The 23,251-nt window shown below is 64.4% G+C and carries 17 protein-coding genes; 12 read left to right on the top strand and 5 right to left on the bottom strand.

The genetic code is table 11. The features are described 5' to 3' along the window. Nucleotides 1-44: 44 nt before the first annotated feature. On the top strand, nucleotides 45-1,970 hold the full coding sequence (locus tag OKC44_RS05105; protein ID WP_024945054.1) for an NAD(P)-binding protein: 1,926 nt from the start codon (nucleotides 45-47) through the stop codon (nucleotides 1,968-1,970). After that, nucleotides 1,967-3,166, top strand: coding sequence for a cytochrome c (locus OKC44_RS05100; RefSeq protein WP_045789366.1), 1,200 nt, complete (start codon nucleotides 1,967-1,969; stop codon nucleotides 3,164-3,166). The genes OKC44_RS05105 and OKC44_RS05100 overlap by 4 nt, the downstream gene beginning before the upstream one ends. A 62-nt stretch (nucleotides 3,167-3,228) precedes the next feature. Here OKC44_RS05100 and OKC44_RS05095 read toward each other — a convergent pair whose 3' ends face one another. Beyond that, complete coding sequence (locus OKC44_RS05095; RefSeq protein WP_016351434.1) at nucleotides 3,229-3,564, bottom strand: DUF3634 family protein; 336 nt, start codon at nucleotides 3,562-3,564, stop codon at nucleotides 3,229-3,231. 122 nt (nucleotides 3,565-3,686) lie between these two features. Then, nucleotides 3,687-4,655 carry a nucleoside hydrolase gene (locus tag OKC44_RS05090; RefSeq protein ID WP_016351435.1) on the bottom strand — a complete coding sequence of 323 codons (969 nt, stop codon included), beginning with the start codon at nucleotides 4,653-4,655 and terminating at the stop codon, nucleotides 3,687-3,689. 283 nt (nucleotides 4,656-4,938) lie between these two features. Between OKC44_RS05090 and OKC44_RS05085 the strand changes: the two genes are divergently transcribed. Further along, a complete protein-coding gene (locus tag OKC44_RS05085; RefSeq protein ID WP_044800412.1) occupies nucleotides 4,939-5,496 on the top strand; it encodes a HutD family protein in 558 nt (185 codons plus the stop codon). A gap of 25 nt (nucleotides 5,497-5,521) precedes the next feature. Here the strand turns inward: OKC44_RS05085 and OKC44_RS05080 are convergent, their stop codons facing one another. Together OKC44_RS05080 and azu are read right to left on the bottom strand one after the other, a co-directional pair. Continuing rightward, on the bottom strand, nucleotides 5,522-5,725 hold the full coding sequence (locus OKC44_RS05080) for a hypothetical protein (RefSeq protein WP_041217886.1): 204 nt from the start codon (nucleotides 5,723-5,725) through the stop codon (nucleotides 5,522-5,524). 191 nt (nucleotides 5,726-5,916) lie between these two features. After that, nucleotides 5,917-6,357: an azurin gene (azu, locus tag OKC44_RS05075; RefSeq protein ID WP_016351438.1), complete on the bottom strand. Its 441-nt coding sequence runs from the start codon at nucleotides 6,355-6,357 to the stop codon at nucleotides 5,917-5,919. Between the two features lie 329 nt (nucleotides 6,358-6,686). Here azu and OKC44_RS05070 point away from each other — a divergent pair, with 329 nt between their 5' ends. Continuing rightward, on the top strand, nucleotides 6,687-7,727 hold the full coding sequence (locus OKC44_RS05070) for an FAD:protein FMN transferase (protein WP_045789365.1): 1,041 nt from the start codon (nucleotides 6,687-6,689) through the stop codon (nucleotides 7,725-7,727). Between the two features lie 156 nt (nucleotides 7,728-7,883). Here OKC44_RS05070 and OKC44_RS05065 read toward each other — a convergent pair whose 3' ends face one another. Next, the gene (locus tag OKC44_RS05065; protein WP_045789364.1) at nucleotides 7,884-9,089 is read right to left on the bottom strand and encodes an MDR family MFS transporter; all 1,206 of its coding nucleotides are present in this window, start codon (nucleotides 9,087-9,089) and stop codon (nucleotides 7,884-7,886) included. A gap of 325 nt (nucleotides 9,090-9,414) precedes the next feature. Here OKC44_RS05065 and OKC44_RS05060 point away from each other — a divergent pair, with 325 nt between their 5' ends. The 8 genes from OKC44_RS05060 to OKC44_RS05025 all read left to right on the top strand — a co-directional run bounded on the left by OKC44_RS05060 (nucleotide 9,415) and on the right by OKC44_RS05025 (nucleotide 23,236). Continuing rightward, complete coding sequence (locus OKC44_RS05060; protein WP_024945060.1) at nucleotides 9,415-11,061, top strand: tetratricopeptide repeat-containing response regulator; 1,647 nt, start codon at nucleotides 9,415-9,417, stop codon at nucleotides 11,059-11,061. Nucleotides 11,062-11,115: 54 nt separating this feature from the next. Continuing rightward, nucleotides 11,116-12,078 carry an ion channel gene (locus tag OKC44_RS05055; RefSeq protein WP_247141295.1) on the top strand — a complete coding sequence of 321 codons (963 nt, stop codon included), beginning with the start codon at nucleotides 11,116-11,118 and terminating at the stop codon, nucleotides 12,076-12,078. A 115-nt stretch (nucleotides 12,079-12,193) separates the two neighbouring features. Then, the gene (xthA, locus tag OKC44_RS05050) at nucleotides 12,194-13,000 is read left to right on the top strand and encodes an exodeoxyribonuclease III (RefSeq protein WP_266140902.1); all 807 of its coding nucleotides are present in this window, start codon (nucleotides 12,194-12,196) and stop codon (nucleotides 12,998-13,000) included. A gap of 338 nt (nucleotides 13,001-13,338) precedes the next feature. Beyond that, nucleotides 13,339-14,538 (top strand): efflux RND transporter periplasmic adaptor subunit, encoded by a 1,200-nt coding sequence (locus tag OKC44_RS05045; protein WP_266140929.1) that lies wholly within the window; start codon nucleotides 13,339-13,341, stop codon nucleotides 14,536-14,538. Between the two features lie 9 nt (nucleotides 14,539-14,547). After that, nucleotides 14,548-17,676, top strand: a complete 3,129-nt coding sequence (locus OKC44_RS05040; protein WP_016351445.1) for an efflux RND transporter permease subunit — start codon at nucleotides 14,548-14,550, stop codon at nucleotides 17,674-17,676. A gap of 181 nt (nucleotides 17,677-17,857) precedes the next feature. Continuing rightward, complete coding sequence (locus OKC44_RS05035) at nucleotides 17,858-18,295, top strand: hypothetical protein (RefSeq protein WP_065476668.1); 438 nt, start codon at nucleotides 17,858-17,860, stop codon at nucleotides 18,293-18,295. A 283-nt stretch (nucleotides 18,296-18,578) separates the two neighbouring features. Further along, nucleotides 18,579-20,111 (top strand): efflux RND transporter periplasmic adaptor subunit, encoded by a 1,533-nt coding sequence (locus OKC44_RS05030; RefSeq protein ID WP_266140903.1) that lies wholly within the window; start codon nucleotides 18,579-18,581, stop codon nucleotides 20,109-20,111. Beyond that, nucleotides 20,108-23,236: an efflux RND transporter permease subunit gene (locus OKC44_RS05025; RefSeq protein ID WP_266140904.1), complete on the top strand. Its 3,129-nt coding sequence runs from the start codon at nucleotides 20,108-20,110 to the stop codon at nucleotides 23,234-23,236. The genes OKC44_RS05030 and OKC44_RS05025 overlap by 4 nt, the downstream gene beginning before the upstream one ends. Nucleotides 23,237-23,251: the final 15 nt, after the last annotated feature.

Here is a 23,251-nt window from a genome sequence, read left to right as displayed (position 1 = left end):
CCTTATCCCATTTCTCACTTGACTCTTCATACACAGGGATTGCCATGAGCATCACACGCAGAGACTTTCTCAACGGCGTCGCCATCACCATTGCGGCCGGGGTTGCCCCCATCAAGCTGCTGCAAGCGGCCGAAGGCGGCACGGCACTGGCTGAAAAAACGCTGGTCTACCCGCCCGCCCTCACCGGGCTGCGCGGCAACCACCCGGGCTCCTTCGAACCGGCCCACAGCATCGCCCGCGACGGCAAACAGTATGACTTCGCCAACATTCCCCTCGAGGGCGAATACGACCTGGTGATCGTCGGCGCCGGCATCAGCGGTCTGGCGGCTGCCTGCTTCTATCAGCAACTGCTCGGCGCGGACAAAAAGATCCTGCTGCTCGACAACCACGACGACTTCGGTGGCCACGCCAAGCGCAACGAGTTCACCACCCCCGACGGCCTGCGGCTGGGTTACGGCGGCAGCGAATCCCTGCAATCGCCGCGCTCCGTCTACAGCCCGGTGGCACTGGGGCTGCTCAAGGCGCTCGAGGTCAACATCGACGAGCTGGCCAAAGGCTTCCAGCAGACCTTCTACCCGGATCTGGGCCTGAGCCGCGGCGTCTACTTCGACGAGAAGCACTTTGGTGTCAACAAGGTGGTGAGCGGTGACCCAGGCCACAACGTGGCCGACGATATCCCGCGCGATCGCCTGAATGGCCGTCCGCTGGCGGAGTTTATCGGCGACTTCCCGCTCGATGAGAGCGACAAGGCCGCCCTGCTGGCGCTGCACGAGGAGAAGACCGACTACCTGAGCGGCATGACCCAGGCGGAAAAAGACCTCTGGATGACCCGCAACAGCTACACCACCTTCCTGCGCGACAAGGTGGGCCTGAGCGAGCGGGCCATCACCTACTTCCAGCAACGCACCAACGACTTCCAGGCGGTCGGCATCGACGCCACCGCCTGCGCCGATGCACGCCTGTGCGCCCTGCCCGGTTTTGGCGGCATGAACCTGACCCCGCTCGATGCCGAGGAGCAGGCGGAGCTGGACGATCCCTACATCTTCCACTTCCCGGACGGCAACGCCGGCCTGACCCGTTTGATGGTGCGCAAGCTCATCCCGCAGGTAGCCCCCGGCCACACCATGCAGGACGTGGTGCTGGCCAAGTTTGACTACAGCAAGCTCGACCTGCCCGAGCACAAGGTGCAGCTGCGCCTCGGCAGCACGGCGCTGCAGGCCAAAAACGTGCCGCTCAAAGACGGCAAACAGGGAGTGGACGTCACTTACATCAAGGAGGGGAAACTGCACCGGGTGCGGGCCAGGCAGTCCATCATGGCCGGCTACAACATGATGATCCCCTACATGGTGCCCGAGATGGCAGAGCCCCAGAAGGAGGCGCTGCGCCAGAACGTCAAGGCGCCGCTGGTCTACACCAAGGTGGTGATCAAGAACTGGCAATCCTTCGTCAAGCTGGGGGTGCACGAGGTCTACTCCCCGGCCGCCCCCTACAGCCGGGTCAAGCTCGACTACCCGGTCAACCTCGGCGGCTACGAGCATCCCAAGAACCCGGATCAGCCCATGTGCCTGCACATGGTCTACGTGCCGACCCTGCCGGGCAGCGGCCTGTCGGCCCGCGAGCAGTCCCGCAAGGGGCGCGCCATGATCCTCGGCATGCCGTTCGAGCAGCACGAGCAGATGATCCGCGAACAGTTGCAGGGGATGCTGGGCGGCGCCGGTTTCAACCATGAGCAGGATATCCTCGCCATCACGGTCAACCGCTGGTCCCACGGCTACTCCTACATCACCAACACCCTGTTCGATGACGAGGAGCAGTGCGACAAGTGGATCGAGCTGGGTCGCCAGCCGGTCGGCAACATCACCATCGCCAACTCCGACTCGGACTGGAGCCCCTACGCCCACTCCGCCATCGATCAGGCCTGGCGCGCCGTCAACGAGCTGGTTGCCATGCACAAGGGAGGCGCCAAATGAACCGCCCCCTGACCCTGACAGCCAGCGCCGTGCTGCTGGCCCTGCCCGCCTTCACCCTGCAGGCCGCGCCTGCCATGTCGGCCGGCGAATACGTGGCCAAGCTGGGGGACTGCGCCGCCTGCCACACCAGCGAGGCAAGCAAGCCGCTCGCTGGCGGCAAGGGCTTCCCCACCCCCATCGGCACCGTCTACGCCACCAACATCACCCCCGACAAGACCCACGGCATCGGCAACTACAGCCTGCCCGAGTTCATCAAGGTGATGCGCGAAGGGATCACCCGCAGCGGCTATCCCCTCTACCCGGCCATGCCCTACACCGCCTACGCCAAGATGAGCGATGAGGATCTCACCGCCCTCTACCACTACCTGATGCAGGATGTGCAGCCGCAGGCTGTTGCCAACAAGGAGAGCGACATCCCCTGGCCGCTCAACATGCGCTGGCCGCTCAACGGCTGGAACTGGGTCTATCACGATGACAGTCGCTTTACCCCGGTGGCCGGCAAGAGCGAGGAGTGGAATCGCGGCGCCTATCTGGTTCAGGGGGCGGGCCACTGCGGCAGCTGCCACACCCCGCGCGGGCTCGGCATGCAGGAAAAAGCCCTGACCGAGGCAGATCCCCTCTATCTGAGCGGCGCTACCCTGGATGGCTGGTATGCCCCCAACATTCGCGGCACCCGCTATGACAAGCAGGCGCTGATCGATCTGCTGAAAACCGGCCGCAGCCAGCATCAGGCCGTCAGCGGCCCCATGGCGGAAGTGATCACGCACAGCAGCCAGTATTTCAGCGACATGGATCTGGCCAGCATCGCCACCTACCTGACCGAACTCGGCGACGACGCGGCGGCCAGCAAAGGCAACCGGGCCTACGCCAGTGCCGGCGGCAAGGCGGACTACGCCATGTACTGCTCCACATGCCACGGGGTCAACGGCCAGGGCAATGACCACGTCATCCCCTCGCTGGTGGGCAACCAGACCGTGCTGGCCGAGGACCCGAGCAGCCTGCTCAACGTGCTGCTGCACGGCGCCGAGACCCCGGTCACCCAGGGCAACATCGGCTACCACATGCCGGGTTACGGCTGGACCCTCAACGATCAGCAGATCGCCGAGCTGGTCAACACCCTGCGCGCCTCCTGGGGCAATGAAGGGGTGGCCATCAAGCCGGAGACGGTCAAGGCCCAACGCGCCCTCCACCAATAACTTGCGCCGACCATAACGAAACGGGCCTCCAGTGGAGGCCCGTTTGCTATGTGAGTGACGACTCACCCCTTGCGCGGTTTGGAGCCGGAGAGCGGCGCCGCCCCCAACCGGTAGTCACCATAGGGGAAGATATTGCGAAAGCGCTGGGCCACCGGCTCGGGGATGGAGCGGGAGAAGACCAGCTTGACCCCATCACCATCGCGCTGACCCAGGATGCGCCCGCGCACCGTCTCGTGGCGCAGGATCTGCCTGGCCTGCTCGATGAACGCCGGCGACACCTTGCCCCGCTTGACCTGCACCTTGCCTGGCGCAAGCCGGATCTCGAACAGGGCGCCACGCCCCAGCTTCATCAACCACCAGATGAGGGCGATCGCCACCAGCAACGACAACCAAGCCATCCTGCTTCTCCTTCTTCACACAGTTGCGGACAGTATAAGCCGCAACTGACCCCCGATTGTTTGGCGCGGATCACAGCCGCGCCTCAAGCCCGGCCGCAGGCTACCCTGCTCGCCAAGCGCCCCTAGCGGCTGCGGCCCCAGGCTACCAGCGTCTCCCGATAGAGCGCCAGCAGCGCCTGATCCCGCACCGCCACCCCGACCTGCTGGGCACGATAATCGGCCCAGCCGTCGTGGGGATGGGACTTGCCGTCAAATTTCTGCAGGGTGTGACCGATGGCGGGCCCCTCGTTGATGACCCGCACCGGCCCCTCGCGCAGGGTGAACAGGGTCGGATCGATCACGTAGGCGATGGCGGACGGGTCGTGCACGTGGCAGCCGTCGAGCCCGATCCGCTCCGAATAGAAGCGCAGGTAGAAGCGGCTGACATCCCACAGAAAGCGCCCCGGCTCGCCCGCGTCGTCGCGCAGCGCGTCGAGATAGGCGCTGCTGAAGAAGCTCTGCTGGGTCACGTCCAGCCCGATGATCACCACCGGCCAGTCGGCGGTGAATACCCGGTCGGCGGCATCCGGATCGTCGTGGATGTTGGCCTCGGCATAAGGGGTCACGTTGCCACGATGACCGTTGACGCCGAAGGCGCCCCCCATCACCACCACCTGCTTCACCAGGCCGGTGATCTCGGGTGCCTCTTGCAGCGCAAGCGCCAGGTTGGTGAGCGGGCCTATGGTGACCAGGGTGATCTCGCCGGGAGCGGCCTTCACCGCCTCGACGATATACTGCCAGGCCGGCCGGGGATCCGGCGCCAGGGTCACCTCCCCCGCCGTCACGTCCCCAAACCCGCTCGGCCCGTGCACCACGGTGGTCGGGCCCACCGGCTCGCGCCGCAGCGGGGCGGCCGCCCCCTGTGCCACATCTGCCTTCATGCCATATTGCTGCTTGAGCCAGAGGGCGTTGCGGGTACCGTTCTCGATGGTGGCATTGCCAAATACGGTGGTGATGGCGAGCAGCTCGATGGCGGGGTGGGCTTCGGCAAACAGAATTGCCATGGCGTCATCGATACCGGGATCGGTATCCAGAATGATCTTGTGAGTCATGGGGCCTCCTTGGGCAACAGAGCAGCCAGTGTAGCGAGCCGCCGCCGCTTTAACAGCGCCGGGATCACAGCCTGAGGCTTTGCCCTTGCCCGCCTTGCCCAACTGGCGGTATTTCATACAGGGATGACCACGCGGCAGGGGACAAGGAGAGGCGAAGCGGGTGGCATCGGCGAAATAGTGGGCAAGCGGATGGCAGGTGAGTGCCGCAGCCTTGTGGAGCGGTGGGCGGGGTGGTATCACTGGGCCACATGATTCACCCCGCTCACCACCTGCCGAGGCGCCATTGATCACCCTGATAAAAGAGTCCGACCAGCTGAAGATGCCCTGGAAGAACAAGCAGGGCACCACAGCCCAGATCCTCATCTCTCCTGCCGGCACCAGCCTCGACAGGCTCGATTTTGCCTACCGGCTGAGCTCAGCGCCCATCAAGGGGGCCGGCCCCTTCTCGAAATTTCCCGGCTATCAGCGCATCCTGCTGCCCATCAGCGGGGCCGGCTTCGTGCTCAACGGCCACCCCTACGCCACCTTCGAGGCGGCCCACTTCAGCGGGGATGACGACACCCACTGCGAACTGCTGAAAAAAGAGGTGACGGATCTGGGGCTCATCTATGATCCGGCCCGCCTCAGCGCCAACGTGCGGGTGCTCAACCTGCCCTTCCCGCTCACCCTCACCCTGGAAGCGGACAAGACCTATCTCTGTTACCTGTTGAGCGGCCAGCTCACGGCGGCGGGCCACCCCATGGCGGTCAACGAGACTCTGCTGATCAGCGGCGAGCAGAGCATCCACTTCGACTGCCAGAAGAAGAGCGCCATCGCCTTCTTTACCCTGCAGCCCAAATAGGCGGCAGGAGCAGGCCTGACACCGGTCAGCGTTTGGGCGCCCGTCCGCCGCTGTCGAGACAGGCCTGCATGGAGTCGTAGGGGGTGTAGTGCTTGGTGCGGCTGTAATAGGTGCCGCCCTGGGGATGGCAGATACCGTTTCTGCTCTTCTTGACCGGCGGCTCCGCTGCCAGCGCGATGGCGCATGCCAGCAGCAGGCAACTGCTGATCACCCATTTCATGGCTTTCATGACGACCTTGCTTCCTCTCGAGCGGGCCCAGCAGGCCCGAAAGGCGCCTATTTTACCCTCTCACTCCTCCGCTCACCCGGCGCCGGATCATAAAACGGCGCGCGATAGCGCCCGCACTGACATCCAACCGACGCCGCAAGCGGGCACAAAAAAGCCGGGCATTGCCCGGCTTCTGGGTCGACAAGCTGTGTTTAGCCGACCTTGAAGGTGCCCTTCATCATGGCGAAGTGGCCGGGGAAGGAGCAGAAGAAGGTGAGATCTTTGCCGGCCAGGCCGTCGGTCTTGAAAGTGACGCTGGTGCTTTCGCCGCCGCCCACCAGTTTGGTGTGGGCCAGCACGCGCGGGTCATCCTTGGGCAGGTAGTTGTTGTCGGCACCGGCGCTCATGCCTGCGGTGGCCACGGCCTGATAGTCGGCGGTGTTGGCCAGCGCCCAGTTGTGGCCCATGGCGGTCACCGGCATCTTGCCGGTATGGTTCAGGGTCACGGTGACCTCTTTGCAGGTGGCCGGGACGCTCATCTCCTTGAGGTTGTACTGCATGGCATCATTGCCTTCGATGACCAACGCGCACTCATCGGCCAGAGCCGGGGCCGCCAGGGTGCTCAGAAACAGCAGGGTAATCGCCTTTTTCATCATCCTCTCCTTTGATTGGCAATAGATGGCAACACAATTGCCTGCGGGCTCGCACCATGGCTGGCAAACATGCTGTCAAAATCGACCTTATTCTACTCAACTGTCGTCATTCGGCTATGTCTTTAGCGCAAAGCTGCGGGTCAGGTCACCAGATTGCCCCCCTTTTTTGTCTGGACGAACCGGCCGCGCCACCCACTAACCACTCTTTGTTTAATTATCCCCCGCACTTTTGTCCAGCCGCGGCTCGCCCACCGCCGTCCCCTTGGCTAAGCTGGCGACCCCGGCACGCTTGTCTCCCGTGCCATCCGTTTCAGCCAAAGAGATCCGTCATGTCGCTTCTTGCTCGCCCGGCCCACCGTGGCCTGTTGTTGACCCTGCTGCTGATGCTGACCGCCTGTCAGCCGGCCCCGACCCAGACCCGCATTCAGGGCAAGACCATGGGTACCTTTTACGCGGTGACCCTGAGCGACCCCTTCCCAGGCGGCGAGCCGGCGCTGCAGCAAGAGGTCGATGCCCTGCTGGTACGCATGAATCACGAGATCTCCACCTACGACCCCAACTCCCTCATCTCCCGCTTCAATCAGGGCAGCGGCCAGCCCCCCATGGCCATTCCCGCCACCATGGCCAACATCGTGCAGCAGGGCATCGACGCCGGCCATCTCACCGCAGGCAAGCTCGACGTCACCGTGGGCCCGCTGGTCAACCTGTGGGGATTCGGGCCGGACAAGCGGCCCGTCAAACGGCCCAGCGCCGAGCAGATTGCCAGCGCCCGCCACAAGGTAGGCATCGACCGGCTGACATTGGTGCCCGAGGGGGATCACTTCCTGCTCGGCAAGCGCATCCCCGATCTCTACCTCGATCTCTCCACCCTGGGCGAAGGAGCGGCCTCTGACGAGATTGCCGACCTGCTCGAGCAAAAAGGGGTGCACAACTACCTCATCGAGGTGGCCGGCGCCGTACGCAGCAAGGGCAACAACGCCAAGGGCAAGCCCTGGCGGGTGGCCATCGTCGAGCCGTCCGACCAGCCCGGCGCCTTCTCGGATGTGGTGATCCCCAACGGCATGGCCCTCAGCACCGCCGGCAGCTATCGCAACTACTACGAGCTCGACGGCAAGCGCTACTCCCACATCATCGACCCCGCCACCGGCCAGCCCATCACCCACAAGCTGGTCTCCGCCAGCGTCATCACCCCGACCGCGCTCGAGGCCGACGCCCTCGACACCGCCCTCATGGTGATGGGGCCGGAGCAGGCGATGGCCTTTGCCAAGGCGCACGGTCTTGCGGTCTATCTCATCGTCAAGACCGAGCAGGGCTTCGCCGCCAGCCATACCCCCCAGTTCGCCCCCTACCTGATGGCCAAACAGCCATAAATCCGCTGCCATCACCCAGCCCCCATAAAAAAGAGGCCCCGCACTGCGGGGCCTCCTTGTCTTCACGTCGGCGCGAGTCGATGGGAGTGCGCCAAGGCGCCGGGGCCACCGGCGGCTTGGCATCAGGACTGTGACCATCGACCGGATGCTTGCATGCTACTCCCCACAGCCGGCCGAGTCGGCAGACGGGCGCGCCACCCGGTTGCCCGCCCCGTAGAGAAGAAACACCAGCACGCAAATCGCGGTCATCACGGCGAACAGGGCCGGGCCGCCCCACACCTGCAACAGCCAGCCCCCCACTAGGGGCGAGAGCGCCCAGCCAAGCCCGGCCAGCGCGCTGGCCCCGAAGTAGCTCCCCTTGAGGTGGGCCGGCGCCATCTCGTCGATCAGCACGTTGAAGAGCGGGAACAGCACCGCCTCCCCCACGCTCAGCAAGAACACCGCCACCAGCCAGGGCCACAGCAGAGCTGGGCTCGACAGGGCAAACAACACCTGGGCGGACGCCATCAGCAGGATGGAGAACTGCAGCCGCAGGCTCACCCGCCAGCGCCGGGTCAGGTGCAGCAGCGGAAACTGCAGGGTGATGATGGTCAGCGCATTGGTGGCCACCAGCAGGGCCACCAGGGTTTCTACCTCGGGGGCGCCGGCGCGGGTCAGGTACTGGATCAGCGGCGACTCCACCTGGGCGTAGACCAGCATCATCAGCAAGTTGGCGAGGATGAACAGCATGAAGGCCCGATCCCGCCCCACCACCCTGAGCATGGCCCCCAGGGTGAGGCCCGCATCCGGCCGGCCAGCGCACTCGCGGCGAAAACCGAGCAGGAAGGCGATGCCGAGCAGGCCATAGCTGACGGCCGTCACCACGAAGGTCTCCTGGCGCGCACCCAGCCCCACCATGACGCCGATGAGGGGCCCCACCCCCGCCCCCACGTTGAGCAGGAAGTAGCGCAGGTGCTGAGCCAGCTCCCGCTGCGCCTTCTCGGGCAGCAGATCCCCCATCAGCGCCTTGCCCGGTGTGTCGATGAAGGCGTAGGAGAGACCCGAGCCAAACACCCCGAGGGCGATGAGCCAGAGGGAGTGGCCAAACCCGAGCAGCAGGTAGGCGCCGCACGACAGGGCGCAGCCGAGCAGCAGTATGGTGCGCCGGCCGAGCCGGTCGGAGAGCCAGCCGACGTAGAAGCCGATGAGGCAGGAGAGCACGGCCGCGCCGCCCAGCAGCATCCCGATGCCGGACGCCGACAAGTCATACTCCCGGTAGAGCAGGATCGAGAGAAAGGGCCAGACCATGAAGAAACTGGTGCGCACCATGAAGGTGCCCAGGATCACGATCCAGACCAGCGGAGGAAAGGGGGGCAGGCGCATGGGAACTCCTTGTCGCGCAATGTCAGCTGATCCGCAGGGGAAAGCGTTCAGTGGTATCAAAAGACACCTGAGCGCACAATCCCCACCCTGAAAAAAACCGCTAGGAGGGGCGAGCTTAGCGGCCATCGGTGGGCGGCTTCGCCGTCCAGGCGAGGCAGGCGTTCGCCGTCTGCTCTTTCCCAGTTCACCCCCTATTTGGTCCGGCAGAAGCCATGAATGGCGGGGCTTGGCGGAAAAACCGCGGCAGTGCCCCATGTTCAATTGCCTGTCTGCGCGCTTTGGTGGCACACTTCTGTTATCCGCCCGTAGCGCCCTGACCAGACAGATGCAGACACCGGAATCCGAGCCAGAGAAAAAAGCCCCACCCAAACCGAAGCGCATCCTGCTGGTCAACGAACAGCGCTCCTTTCAGGTGATGATGAAGGCGATGCTGATCAACATCGGCATCAGCCGCATCACCTATGCCAACTCGGCCGAAGAGGCGAGACGGCGCTGCCAGAAAGAGACCTTTGACATCTACCTGCTCGATTACGAACTGGGGGTCGGCGAGAACGGCCGCCAGCTGCTGGAGAGCCTGCGGGATCAGAAGCTCATTCCACCCCAGAGCGTGGTGATCATGGTGAGCGGCGACAGCTCCCGCGCCATGGTGCTGAGCGCGCTGGAGGCCGAACCCGACGAATACCTGATGAAGCCCTTCTCCCAGGAGCAGTTTTCGTTTCGCCTCAAACGCGCCCTCGCCCGCCGTCAGGCGCTGGAGAGCGTGTTCAGCGCCCTTGCCAAAGAGGATCTGCCCACCCTGCTCGCCGCCTGCGCCGAGCGGGCCGACGCGGTGCCGCGCTTTGCCAACTTCTGCCGCTGTCTGCAGGCCGACACCCAGCTCAAGCTGGGCCAGGCCAAGGAGGCCCGCAGCCTGATGCGCCAGCTGCTGGCCGGCCAAGAGAACAGCTGGGCCCGGCTCACCCTCGGCAAGGCGTGCCACACCCTGGGGCTGAACGAAGAGGCGGTGAGCCACCTGCAGGCCACCCTCAAGAACACCCCGCTGATGGTGGAGGCCCATCTCTGGCTGGCAGAGTCCCAGCTGGCGCTCGGCAATGACGAACAGGCCCAGCAGGAGCTGAAGCGGGCGGTCGACATCTCGCCCCAGTCGGTGCAGCTCTCCCGCCGGCTGGCGGAGGTCTGCCTGCTGCGCCACGACTACGCCCAGGCCAAGGACGTGTTGCTGTCGCTCATCGACCTGTCGCGCAACTCCATCCATCGCACCCCCCACTACCTGGGGGCTTATATCCAGTCGCTGACCCTCTACGCCCTCAACAGCAACGACATCTACCACATCGCCAACCTGCAAAAGCAGGTCAACTCGGCCCTGTCGCGCATCCGCGATTCGCTGATGATGTCGGAGTTCAACTATCCGGTGTTCGAGCAGATCTGCCAGGCCCGGGTGCAGATCGCCCTGGGGGAGCTGCTCAAGGGCAAGAAGATGCTCTACCGCGCCAACCAGAACTGGCTCGATCAGCCAGCCACCATGCCCCCCAGCCTGCTGGGCGAGACCATCCTCGCCCTCTATCAGCTCGGCGAGTTCGAATATGCCGAGAGCCTGCAGGCGCTGCTGGCCGAAGACGAGGATCGGCTGCTCACCACCTGCATTCAGGCCACCCGCGATGACAAGACGGTGCTTGAGCGTCGCCAGCGCTACCAGCAGCTCAACGAACTGGGCATCAAGGCCTATCAGAGCGGCGAGCTGGAGCAGGCGCTCGGCCACTTTCGCGAGGCGCTGCGCCGGGCCCCGGCCAATACCGGCGCCGCCCTCAACAAGATCCAGGTGCTGCTGCAGCTGATGCAGAAAAACCGCAAGAGCCCGGAGTTTGGCGCCGAGTGCAAGGAGACCCTGGAGGTGCTGGACGGCATCCCCCTCAATCCGGCCCAGCAGGATCGTTTTCGCAAGCTGCGTCAGGAGTTTACCCAGCTCAGCTGACCAGGGCCCGCTCGCCTATGCTGATACTGACTCGGCAAAGGGAGGAGAGTGGCGATGGCCATGTGTCGATATCTGGTGGCGGACGGTCGCCACTGCAGCGAAGAGGCGGGAGACCATGATCTGTGCCGCTGGCACGATCCCCACGCCAATCATCAGGATCCCCACACCGCCCGCGAGCTGGAGCACTACATCCAGCAGGGCGGGCTGTGTCACGGCCTGCAACTGGCCCGCGCCAATCTGGCGGGCCTCAACCTGGTGAAAAAAGGGGCCCCGCAGGGGTTCCTGCTGGAGCAGTGCAACCTCTACCGCGCCAACCTGCAGGGGGCCCATCTCTACGGCATTCGCATCAAGGGCGGCAGCCTGATGAAGGCGGATCTCAGCGAAGCGAACCTGCACTGCGCCACCCTCGACGACGTCAACCTGCTCGGCATTCGCTGGCACAACACCCGCCTCGACAACCTGGATACCGGCAAACGGCTGATGCAGGAGCGGCGCGGCCGCAAGGATCGCGACCCGGTGCAGGCCCGCATCTGGCTCAAAGAGGCCGAAGAGACCTATCGCGATCTGCGCAAAGCCTCGGAGGCGCAAGGTATCTTCACCATGTCCGGCCGCTACATCCAGCAGGAGCTCACCATGCGCCGGCTGCAGTTGCCGTTCTGGTCGACCCAGCGCTTCACCTCCTGGATCGTCGATCTGTTCTGCGGTTACGGCGAGGCCCCCATGCGGGTGGTGCTCTTCTCCCTGCTGCTCATCTTCATCTGCAGCATCTTCTACTTCTTCTTTGGCCTGAGCTTCAACGGCAACCACCTCATCTATCGGCCCGGCGCCCCTGTTGAGCAGAACGCCATCTTCCTGCTGGAGTGCCTCTACTACAGCGTGGTGACCTTCACCACCCTGGGTTATGGCGACTTCACCCCCATCGGCCTCTCAAGGCTCTTCGCCGCCTTCGAGGCCTTCACCGGCAGCTTCACGCTGGCGCTGTTTGTGGTGGTGTTTGTCAAGAAGATGACCCGCTGACGCCTCTCCCTGCCAAGCGGGCCGGCCACTGGTACAGGCCCGCGCCCCGAACTTGCATCCACCGCCGATTCCTAGTCCAATAGCCACTTATAAAAATGACATGAGCATCCCGGACATGAAGATCATCTCTTTCAATATCAATGGCCTGCGCGCCCGCCTGCACCAGCTGCAAGCCATCATCGACAAGCATCAGCCGGATGTGATCGGCCTGCAGGAGATCAAGGTACACGACGAGGCCTTCCCGCTGGCCGACGTGGAGGCCATGGGCTATCACGTGGCGTTTCACGGCCAGAAGGCCCACTACGGGGTGGCCATCATGAGCAAGCAGAAGCCGGTCAAGGTGGAGAAAGGCTTCCCCACCGACGATGAAGAGGCCCAGCGCCGGATGATCATGGCCACCTTCGAGCGCGAAGACGGCTCCCTCATCAAGGTGATGAACGGCTACTTCCCGCAGGGTGAAAGCCAGGATCACGAGACCAAGTTCCCGGCCAAGCAGAAGTTCTACGAGGATCTGCAGCACTATCTGGAGACCCACCACACGCCGAATGACCAGCTGGTGCTGATCGGGGATATGAATATCTCTCCCACCGATCTCGACATCGGCATCGGCGAGGCCAACCGCAAGCGCTGGCTGCGGGATGGCAAGTGCTCCTTCCTGCCCATCGAGCGCGAATGGATGGAGCGCCTGAAAGGGTTCGGCCTGACCGACACCTTCCGCGCTGCCAACCCTACCGAGTGCGAGCGTTTCTCCTGGTTTGACTACCGCTCCCGGGGCTTTGACGAGAACCGGGGCCTGCGCATCGACCTCATCATGGCCTCCGACGCCCTCAAGGACACCGTGACCGAGACCGGCATCGACTACGAGCTGCGCGGCATCGACAAGCCTTCGGATCACGCCCCCATCTGGGCCAGCTTCGCCTGATAACGACAAAAGAGGGGGCATTTGAAGCCCCCTCTGTGACCAAGCCCCCACTTCCCCCGCTTTTTCCTTCTTATAATTCCCTCCGGGTCCCCTGCTCCCCAGCAAGGTCACAATGCAGGGTCTGCCAGACTGACACAAATTGTCGCGGCCCCCTCCGCCACTGCGCGATCGACACTGACAACTTTCAGTGTCGAGCAGCCTGGGTTCAATATTCGTGCTCTATCATTAGAAAACTGTCAGTAATCCAATGAGTTAAATTTGTAACCATGCAGTTAACCATGTTCATGAAGAAAAAGGCTGGGCGCGGCAATCGCGCACCATCCCACAGGAGTGTGATGATGAAGGTGCAATACGTCAGGGAAGAGATGTTCAAGCGCGGCTGTATCGCCCTGGCACTGGCCAGCGCACTGACCGCCTGTGGTGATGAACCGGCCACCGGAGCCCAGGCGCTGCCGCCGGTGCCCGTGGTGGTGGCCGAGGTCAAGCTGACCGACGTGCCGATGACCACCGAGATGGTGGGCGAGACCGCCGGTTTTCGCGAAATTGACGTGCGTTCCCGGGTGAGCGGCATCCTGCTCAAACGCACCTACATCGAGGGGCAGCCGGTCACCGCCGGTCAGGCGCTGTTCCTGATCGATCCCGAGCCCTACAAGGTGGCGCTGGAGCAGGCCAAGGGCACCCTGGCCCAGGAGCAGGCCCGCCTCAACAAGGCCCGCGCCGACCGGGATCGCATCATCCCGCTGTTCAAGCGCCAGGTAGTGAGCCGCAAGGACTATGACGACACCATCGCCAACTACGAGGCCGCCATCGCCAGCCATCAGGCCGCCCAGGCCAAGGTGAAAGAGGCCGAACTCAACCTCAGCTACACCCAGGTCACCGCCCCCATCAACGGCATGGCGAGCAAGAGCTCCCAGTCCGAGGGCAGCCTCATCTCCACCAGCGGCGAAAATGGCCTGCTCACCACCATCACCCAGTTCGATCCCCTCTACGTCAACTTCTCCTACTCGGAGCAGGATCGCCTCAACTTCGAGAACTCGGTGAAAAAGGGATTGATTGAAGCCAAGGATGCCACCAACTGGCGCACCCACATCCGGCTGGCGGACGGCTCCGTCTATCCCGAGGCGGGCAAGCTCAACTTCTCCGACAGCCGGGTCGACCCGCAGACCGGCACCATCCGGGCCCGCGCCATCTTCGACAACAAGGACGGCGTGCTGCTGCCAGGCCAGTTCGTGCGCATGACCATCGATCTGGGCACCCGCAAAAATGCCATCCTGGTGCCGCCGCGCGCCATCGTCCAGTCCCAGGCCGACCGCATGGTGATGGTGGTGGACAAAGAGAACAAGGTGGTGCCCCGCCCGGTCAAGCTGGGTTCCGTGGTCGACAGCGGCGTGCTGATCGACAGCGGCCTCGAGCCCGGTGAGCGCTACATCGTCGAGGGGCTGATGAAGGCCCGTCCCGGCGCCGTGGTCAAGCCCGTCACGGCCTCCGAGATGAAGGCGATCACCACCAAGATGGTCGGCCAGGCCGCGGCCAAGTAAGGAGTTCGTATGTTTTCCAAGTTCTTCATCGAACGCCCCATCTTCGCCAGCGTGATTTCGATCATCATAGTGCTGGGCGGGTTGGCGGCGATGCGATCGCTCCCCATCGAGCAGTACCCGCAGATCACCCCGCCGGTGGTGTCGGTCACCGCCTTCTATCCGGGCGCCACCCCCGAGGTGATCTCCCAGACGGTGGCCGCGCCGCTCGAGCAGCAAATCAACGGCGTGGAGCGGATGCTCTACATGCAGTCGGGGTCGGCTTCCAACGGCCAGATGAACCTCAACGTCTACTTCGAGATCGGCACCGATCCGGATCAGGCCACCATCAACGTCAACAACCGGGTCTCGGCCGCCATGGCCCAGCTGCCGGAAGAGGTGAAGAAGCAGGGGGTGACGGTCAAGAAGAAATCGACCTCGATCCTGCAGGTGGTCACCCTGCAATCGCCTGACGGCACCTTCGATACCACCTACCTGTCGAACTACGCCTTGCTCAACATCATCGACGAGCTCAAGCGGATTCCCGGGGTCGGTGACACCACCCTGTTCGGCGGCACCGACTACGCCATGCGCATCTGGCTGCGGCCGGATCGACTGGCCCAGCTCGAACTCACCCCGAGCGACGTGATCGGCGCCATCCGCGAGCAGAACACCCAGTTCGCGGCCGGCAAGATCGGCGCCCAACCCACCACGGCCCCCATCGACTTCACCTACACGGTGCAGACCAAGGGACGGCTGGAGGATGTGCGCGAGTTCCAGAACATCATCATCCGCTCCATGCCGGACGGCTCGAAGATCAGGGTCAAGGACGTAGCCAGGGTCGAGCTCGGCGGCAAGGACTACGACCTGCTGGCCAAGGCCAACGGCAAGCCGGCCATCGGTATCGCCACCTATCTGCAACCGGGCGCCAACGCCGTGGCGGTGGCCGATCAGGTGCACGCCACCATGCTGCGCCTCAAGGAGCGCTTCCCGCAGGACATCGAATACCAGATCCCCTACGACACCACCGAGTTCGTGAAGATCTCCATCGAGGAGGTGGTACACACCCTGTTCGAGGCGATCGTGCTGGTGTTCGTGGTGGTCTATCTGTTCCTGCAGAATTTCCGCGCCACCCTGATCCCCTGTATCGCGGTGCCGGTGTCGCTGATCGGGACCTTCGCCGGCATGCTGGTGCTGGGCTTCTCCATCAACCTGCTGACCCTGTTCGGCATGGTGCTCGCCATCGGTATCGTGGTGGATGACGCCATCGTGGTGCTGGAGAACGTCGAGCGGATCATGCAGGAGAAGAAGTGCTCGCCCAAAGAGGCGGCCATCCTCGCCATGCAGGAAGTCTCCGGCCCGGTGGTCGCCATCGTGCTGGTGCTGTGCGCCGTGTTCCTGCCGGTCGCCTTCATGGGCGGCATGACAGGGGTCATGTACAAGCAGTTCGCCATCACGGTGGCGGTGTCGGTGGCCATCTCCGGTCTGGTGGCGCTGACCCTGTCGCCGGCCCTCTGTGCCGTGTTGCTCAAAGAGGGCCACCACAAGCCGGCCCGCTTCTTCGTCTGGTTCAACAACGCCTTCGACGGCCTCACCCGCCGTTACGTGCGCGGTGTCGCCTTTCTCAACCGCCGGGTCGGGGTGGCGTTCACCATCATCGCCTTCATCCTGGTCTCCATCTACGGCCTGCTGATGAAGGTGCCGGGCGAGCTGGTGCCGAACGAAGATCAGGGCTACCTGCTCTCCGCCGTCATGCTGCCGGATGCGGCCTCCCTCACCCGCACCCAGGCGGTGGCGAACGACTTCGACCAGATGGCGATGGCCAACCCCAACGTGAAGGACGTCATCACCTTTTCGGGCTTTGACATCCTCTCCAACGCCATCATCAGCAACAGCGGCATCAGCTTCATCACCCTCAAGGACTGGAGCGAGCGGCAAGGTGCCGGGCAGGATTCCTTCTCCCTGGCCAAGACCTTCCAGGGCATGAGCCTGATGGGGCTGGCGGACGGCTTCGTTGCCTCCTTCAACCCGCCCCCCATCACCGGCATGTCCACCACCGGCGGGCTGGAGGCCTACCTGCAAAACCGCAGCACCGGCAATGCCCAGTCTTTCTCGGCCGAGGTGCAGCGCTTCCTCGAGGCGGCCAAGCAGCGCCCCGAGTTCGCCAGCGTGACCAGCACCTACCGCGCCAACGTGCCCCAGGTCTATCTCGATCTGGATCGCGAGAAGGCCAAAGCGCTGGGGCTGCCCATCAACGCTGTGTTCGACACCATGCAGGCCACCTTCGGCCAGGTCTATGTCAACGACTTCAACCAGTTCGGCCGTACCTATCGGGTGCAGTTGCAGTCAGAGGCGGACTACCGCGCCAAGAAGAGCGACATCCGCAACGTCTATGTGCGCTCCGACAAGGGGGAGATGATCCCGCTCAGCAGCCTGGTGACAGTGCGTGATGCCACCGGCCCCGAACTGGTGGAGCGCTTCAACATCTTCCAGGCGGCCAAGATCATGGCGCAGCCGGCGCCGGGCTACAGCTCCGGCCAGGCTATCGCCGCGCTGGAAGCCGTGGCCGACGAGTCCCTCGGCAACGACGCCAAGCTGGAGTGGACCGGCTCCGCCTATCAGGAAAAGGCGGCCGCCGGCAGTGCGGGCACCGCGTTCGGCTTCGGCATCGTGATGATCTTCCTCATCCTGGCGGCCCAGTACGAACGCTGGAGCCTGCCGTTTGCGGTGATCACCGCCGTCCCGTTCGCCCTGTTCGGCGCCCTGCTGGCCACCTGGCTGGTGGGTCTGACCAACAACGTCTACTTCCAGATAGGGTTGGTGACCCTGGTGGGCCTCGCGGCCAAGAACGCCATCCTGATCGTGGAGTTCGCGGTGATGAAGCACGAAGAGGGCATGAGCCTCATCGAGTCGGCACTGGAGGCGGCGCGGCTGCGTTTTCGCCCCATCGTCATGACCTCCCTCGCCTTCATCCTCGGCTGTGTGCCGCTGGTCACCTCCAGCGGTGCCGGGGCGGCGAGCCGCCATGCCCTCGGCTGGCCGGTCATCGGCGGCATGCTGGCGGCGACCTTCATCGCCATCTTCTTCATCCCGCTGTTCTTCCGCCTCATCATGCGGCGCTCGGAGCGCGCCGGCGGCAAGACGGCGCAACCCAAGTCGTAAGTCGAGTGTCACAGCCCCCGCCATGCGGGGGCTTTTTTTATCCGCCAGGCGGGCCAACACCTCGCAGCCGGGCCCGAGCCGCGAGCGGGATCACGAGGCCAGCATCCCGTTGCCCACATACCTTGACCTTGCTCTCAAGGTAAGGTTTACAGTGCCCCCAGTCATTGTCAGGATTTTCCCCATGCTCGTAGCGAGATTGCCCATCGAACACATTGCCCGGCTGTTGCTGGGGCTGATGCTCGTCTGCAATCTCACCCTCTGCATCGGCTGGCACGGGGTGGATGCCCTCAACGCCGCCATGACTCACGGCAATCAGGCCATGAGCGACAGCGCCATGCAGGGGCTCTCCTGCCACGGGGCTAGCCCGGATGCGGGAGCGCAAGATGCCGCCAGCCAGGAGTGCCAGATGCACGGCGGGCTCACCTCGACCGGCACTCCCGGCCTGCCGCTGCTGGCCGCCCTGCTGACCCTGCTCGCTCTGCCGCTGTTGCTGCTGCCCCTCGGGACGGCGAGCAGCGTGCTGGACAACTGGTTGCGGGATCCCTTCCTGCGATCCCGCGGCACCCACCCTCCCTCCTGGCCGCGCCGACACCTGATGTTGTCGGTGCTGCGCCACTAGAAAGATCTTCTCTCGCGGCAGCGGCAAGCCTCGGCTTGTCCGTTTTCTGCCGCCTTGCCTGACCCTGCGCCCTGGCCAAACCGGCCCGCGCGCAGGGAGCCGTGCGCGCTGACACAGCTGCGCCCCGTTTGCCGCCTCGTGATGATGCCCTGCCCGCGCACACCACCACACCAGCGGCCTGACAGAAGAGAAGAGATACCATGTCATCCACCCCCGTTACCCGGTCTGCCTGCGCGCAGCCGTGCCCGCCCTCCCTTCGCCTCCCGCGCGCCGGAGGCTTGTCATGAACAAGACGTTGTTGATGTCCGCCCTGCTGCTGGCCCTCGGTGCAGGTGGCGGCTACTGGGCCGCCAAACAGACCACCGCTGGCACCGCTGCCAAGGAGAAGACGCCGCTCTATTGGGTCAACCCCATGGATCCGCGCGACAAGCGCGATGCCCCCGCCAAGGACAACATGGGGATGGACTTTATCCCCGTCTATGAGGAAAAACAGGGCGGCTCACCCGGCACAGTCACCATCAGCCCCGAGATCCAGCAGAACCTGGGGGTACGGCTCGCCAAGGTGGAGAAGCTCCCCATCCACCAGCAGATAGAGACGGTGGGCTACGTCGGCTATGACGAGGACAGGCTGGAGGCGGTCAACGCCCGCATGGCAGGCTGGATCCGCACCCTCGCCATCAAGAGCGAGGGGCAGCAAGTGAGCAAGGGGAGCCTGATTTACGAGCTCTATGCCCCGGATCTGGTCAACGCCCAGCACGAGTATCTGCTGGCGCTCAACACCGCCAACCCCCTGCTGCTGCGCGCCGCCGAGGGCAAGCTCAAGTCCCTGCAGGTGCCGGCGGATCAGATAGCGGCCCTCAAGCGCAGCCGACAGGTGCAGGAGACTGTGCGTATCTATGCCCCGAGCAGCGGTTATGTTTCCGAGCTGAAGGTGCGCGAGGGCCAGTATGTGGAGCCCGCCGCAGCGCTGTTTAACATCAGCACCCTCCAGCAGGTGTGGGTGAGCGCCGAGGTGTTCGAGCGCCAGGCGGCCCAGCTGAAGGTGGGCGATCCGGTCACCATGACCCTGGATTACGCCCCCGGCCGCCACTGGCAGGGCCGGGTCGATTACCTCTACCCGACTCTGGATGCCGCCACCCGCACCCTCAAGGTGCGGCTGCGCTTTGCCAACCCGGACGAGTTCCTGAAACCCAATATGTTCGCCAAGGTGAGCATTCGCACCGGGCAGGGCGAACCCCGGCTGGTGGTACCGAGCGAAGCGGTGATCCGCACCGGCAGCCAGGACAGGCTGGTGTTGGCGCTGGGGGATGGCAGCTTCAAGTCGGTCGCCGTCACCCTGGGCCCACAGTTTGGCGACAAGGTTGCCATCCGGGAGGGCGTTGAAGCGGGGGACAGCATCGTCAGCTCGGCCCAGTTTCTGCTCGACTCCGAATCGGCCATCGATTCAGACTTTCAGCGCATGACGGCGGTGCGCCCCGCCCAGGTGTGGACCCAGGGCGAGGTTGAAAGCATCGATCTGGCCAACCGCACCCTGATGGTCTCCCACCAGCCCATCCCCGAGTGGCAGTGGCCCGCCATGGAGATGGAGTTCACCGTGGCGGACGGGGTCGACATCAGCAAGCTGGCCGAGGGGCAGACCCTGCACCTGCAGGTAATGCAGGAGGGGGATGAGTACCGCATCACCAGCATCCATCAGGAGCAAGCGCCGGCAAATGGCGATGCCACCAAGCCCGCAACGGATGAGATGGGCAAGATGGAAGGCATGGACCATAGCCAGCATCAGATGGCGATGCCCGAGATGGAGAAGAAGTCATGATCCCCTCGATTATTCGCTGGTCCATCGGCAACCGCTTTCTGGTGCTGCTGCTCACTGTCATGCTCACCGCCTGGGGGCTCTGGTCGGTCAAACAGACCCCGGTGGACGCCCTGCCGGATCTCTCCGACGTGCAGGTGATCATCAAGACGGCCTATCCGGGCCAGGCACCCCAGGTGGTGGAGGATCAGGTGACCTACCCGCTCACCACCGCCATGCTGGCGGTGCCGGGGGCAACCACGGTGCGCGGCTACTCCTTCTTCGGCGACTCCTTCGTCTATGTGCTGTTTGACGACAACACCGACCTCTACTGGGCCCGCGCCCGGGTGCTGGAGTATTTGAGCCAGGTCGCGCCCAATCTCCCCGCCTCCGCCCGTCCCCAGCTCGGCCCCGATGCCACCGGGGTGGGCTGGGTCTATCAGTACGCCCTGGTGGACAGAACCGGCAAGCATGACCTCAGCCAGCTCACCTCGCTGCAGAACTGGTTCCTCAAGTACGAGTTGCAGACGGTGGAGGGGGTTTCCGAAGTCGCCACCGTGGGAGGCATGGTGCGCCAGTATCAGGTGCGGGTCGACCCGGACAAGCTGCGCGCCTACGGTATCCCGCTCTCCCTTATCGAAACCGCCATCAAGCAGGGCAATCAGGAGACCGGCGCCTCCGTCATCGAGATGGCGGAAGCGGAGTACATGGTGCGCTCCAACGGCTATCTCAAGAGCGTCGAGGATCTGAAGCAGATCCCGCTCGGTACCACTGTGCGCGGCGCCCCGCTGCTGCTGGGTGACGTGGCGGATGTGGTCACCGGCCCCCAGAGCCGGCGCGGCCTGGCCGAGCTCAACGGCGAGGGAGAAGTGGTGGGCGGCATCATCGTCATGCGCTATGGCGAGAATGCCCAGCACACCATCGACGGGGTCAAGGCGCGGCTGGCGGAGCTGAAAAGCAGCCTGCCAGAGGGGGTGGAGGTCGTCACCGTCTACGATCGCTCCGACCTTATCCAGCGCGCCATCGACAACCTCTCCGGCAAGCTGGTGGAGGAGTTCGCGGTGGTGGTGCTGGTCTGCCTCGCCTTCCTGTTCCACCTGCGCTCGTCACTGGTGGTGGTCATCTCCTTGCCCATCGCCATCCTGACCGCCTTTATCGTCATGCACCTGCAGGGGATCAACGCCAACATTATGTCGCTGGGCGGCATCGCCATCGCCATCGGCGCCATGGTGGATGGCGCCATCGTGATGATCGAGAACGTCCACAAGCACATGGAGCGGGAGGCGCTCACCGACAAGAACCGCTGGCGCATCATCACCGAGGCGAGCATAGAGGTCGGCCCCGCCATCTTCTTCTCCCTGCTGATCATCACCATCAGCTTCCTGCCGGTGTTCGCGTTGGAGGCGCAGGAAGGGCGGATGTTTCACCCCCTCGCCTACACCAAGACCTACGCCATGGCGGCGGCGGCCGGGCTCGCCATCACGCTGGTGCCGGTGATCATGGGCTACTTCATCCGTGGCAAGGTGCTGGCGGAGCAGGCCAACCCGCTCAACCGCTGGCTGAGCCAGGGCTATGTACCACTGCTGAAAACCGTGCTGGCCCGCCCGAAAACCACCCTGGCCATCGCCGCCGTGGTGACGGTGGCGGGCTTCTGGCCGCTCAAGTACCTGGGCTCCGAGTTCATTCCGCCGCTTGATGAGGGGGACATCATGTACATGCCCACCACAGCAGCAAATATCTCGGTGGGCAAGGCGCGGGAGATTTTGCAGCAGACCGACAAGCTCATTCGCACCGTACCCGAGGTGCAGAACGTGTTCGGCAAGGCGGGGCGCGCCGAGTCGGCCACCGACCCCGCCGACCTGGTGATGATGGAGACCAGCATCCAGCTCAAGCCTCGCGACCAATGGCGCCCCGGCATGACCCCGGAGAAGCTCAAAGAAGAGCTCGACTCCCTCATCCGCTTCCCCGGTCTCACCAACGCCTGGGTGCCCCCCATCAAGACCCGCATCGACATGCTGGCCACCGGCATCAAGACCCCGGTCGGCATCAAGATTGCGGGGCCGGATCTCAAGGTGATCCAGCAGCTCGGCCAGCAGCTGGAACAAGTAGTCGGCAAGGTGGAGGGCGCCTCATCGGTCTACGCCGAGCGAGTGGCCGGTGGTCGTTACGTCAAGGTGGATATCGACCGACTGAAGGCGGCCCGTTACGGCCTCAATATCGCCGACGTGCAGGCGGTGCTCGCCACCGCGGTGGGCGGCATGGAGGTGGGCCAGACCATCGAGGGGCGCGAGCGTTACCCCATCAACCTGCGCTATCCCCAGAGCTATCGCGATTCGGTGGCGAGCCTGGAGCTGCTGCCGCTGGTGACCCCGAGCGGCGCCCGCATCGCGCTGGCGGACGTGGCGCAGGTCTACATCAGCGACGAGGCGCCCATGCTGCGCAGTGAAAACGCGCGCCTCAACGGCTGGGTCTACGTCGATATTCGCGGCCGCGACATCGGCTCCTTCGTCGATGAAGCCAAAGCACAAGTGGACAAGCAGCTGGTGCTGCCGGCGGGCTACGCCCTCACCTGGTCCGGTCAGTTCGAATACATGGAGCGGGCCAAGGCGCGCCTCGCCTACGTGGTGCCGCTCACGGTCGCCATTATCGTGCTGCTGCTCTATCTGGCGTTTCGCCGCTTCCAGGAGGTGCTGCTCATTCTCACCACCTTGCCGCTGGCGGTGGTGGGCGGGATCTGGACCCTCTGGCTGCTCGACTTCAACCTCTCGGTGGCGGTCGGGGTGGGCTTTATCGCCCTGGCCGGGGTGGCGGTGGAGACCGGGGTGCTGATGCTGGTCTACCTCAACCACGCCTGGGATGACCTCATTGCCAGCGGCAAACCGGACCAGGCGGGCCTGCACCGGGCGGTGATCCACGGCGCCGCCCTGCGCCTGCGCCCCAAGATGATGACGGTGGTGACCATCATCGCCGGCCTGTTGCCCATCATGTGGAGCCACGGCACCGGCTCCGAGGTGATGCAGCGCATCGCCGCCCCCATGATCGGCGGCATGGTGAGCGCGCTGGTGCTGACCCTCTTGGTGCTGCCCGCCGCCTACTACCTGTGGCGCAGCCGGCACCTGGGCACGACCGAGCACCAACCCGCCGGCTAACCCGGTGGCAGCGCC

The organism is Aeromonas sp. S41-2 (assembly GCF_027705845.1).
Lineage (GTDB): Bacteria > Pseudomonadota > Gammaproteobacteria > Enterobacterales > Aeromonadaceae > Aeromonas > Aeromonas hydrophila.
The sequence above is the reverse complement of the archived record's forward strand: the minus strand, read 5'-3'. Positions and strand labels throughout refer to the sequence as shown.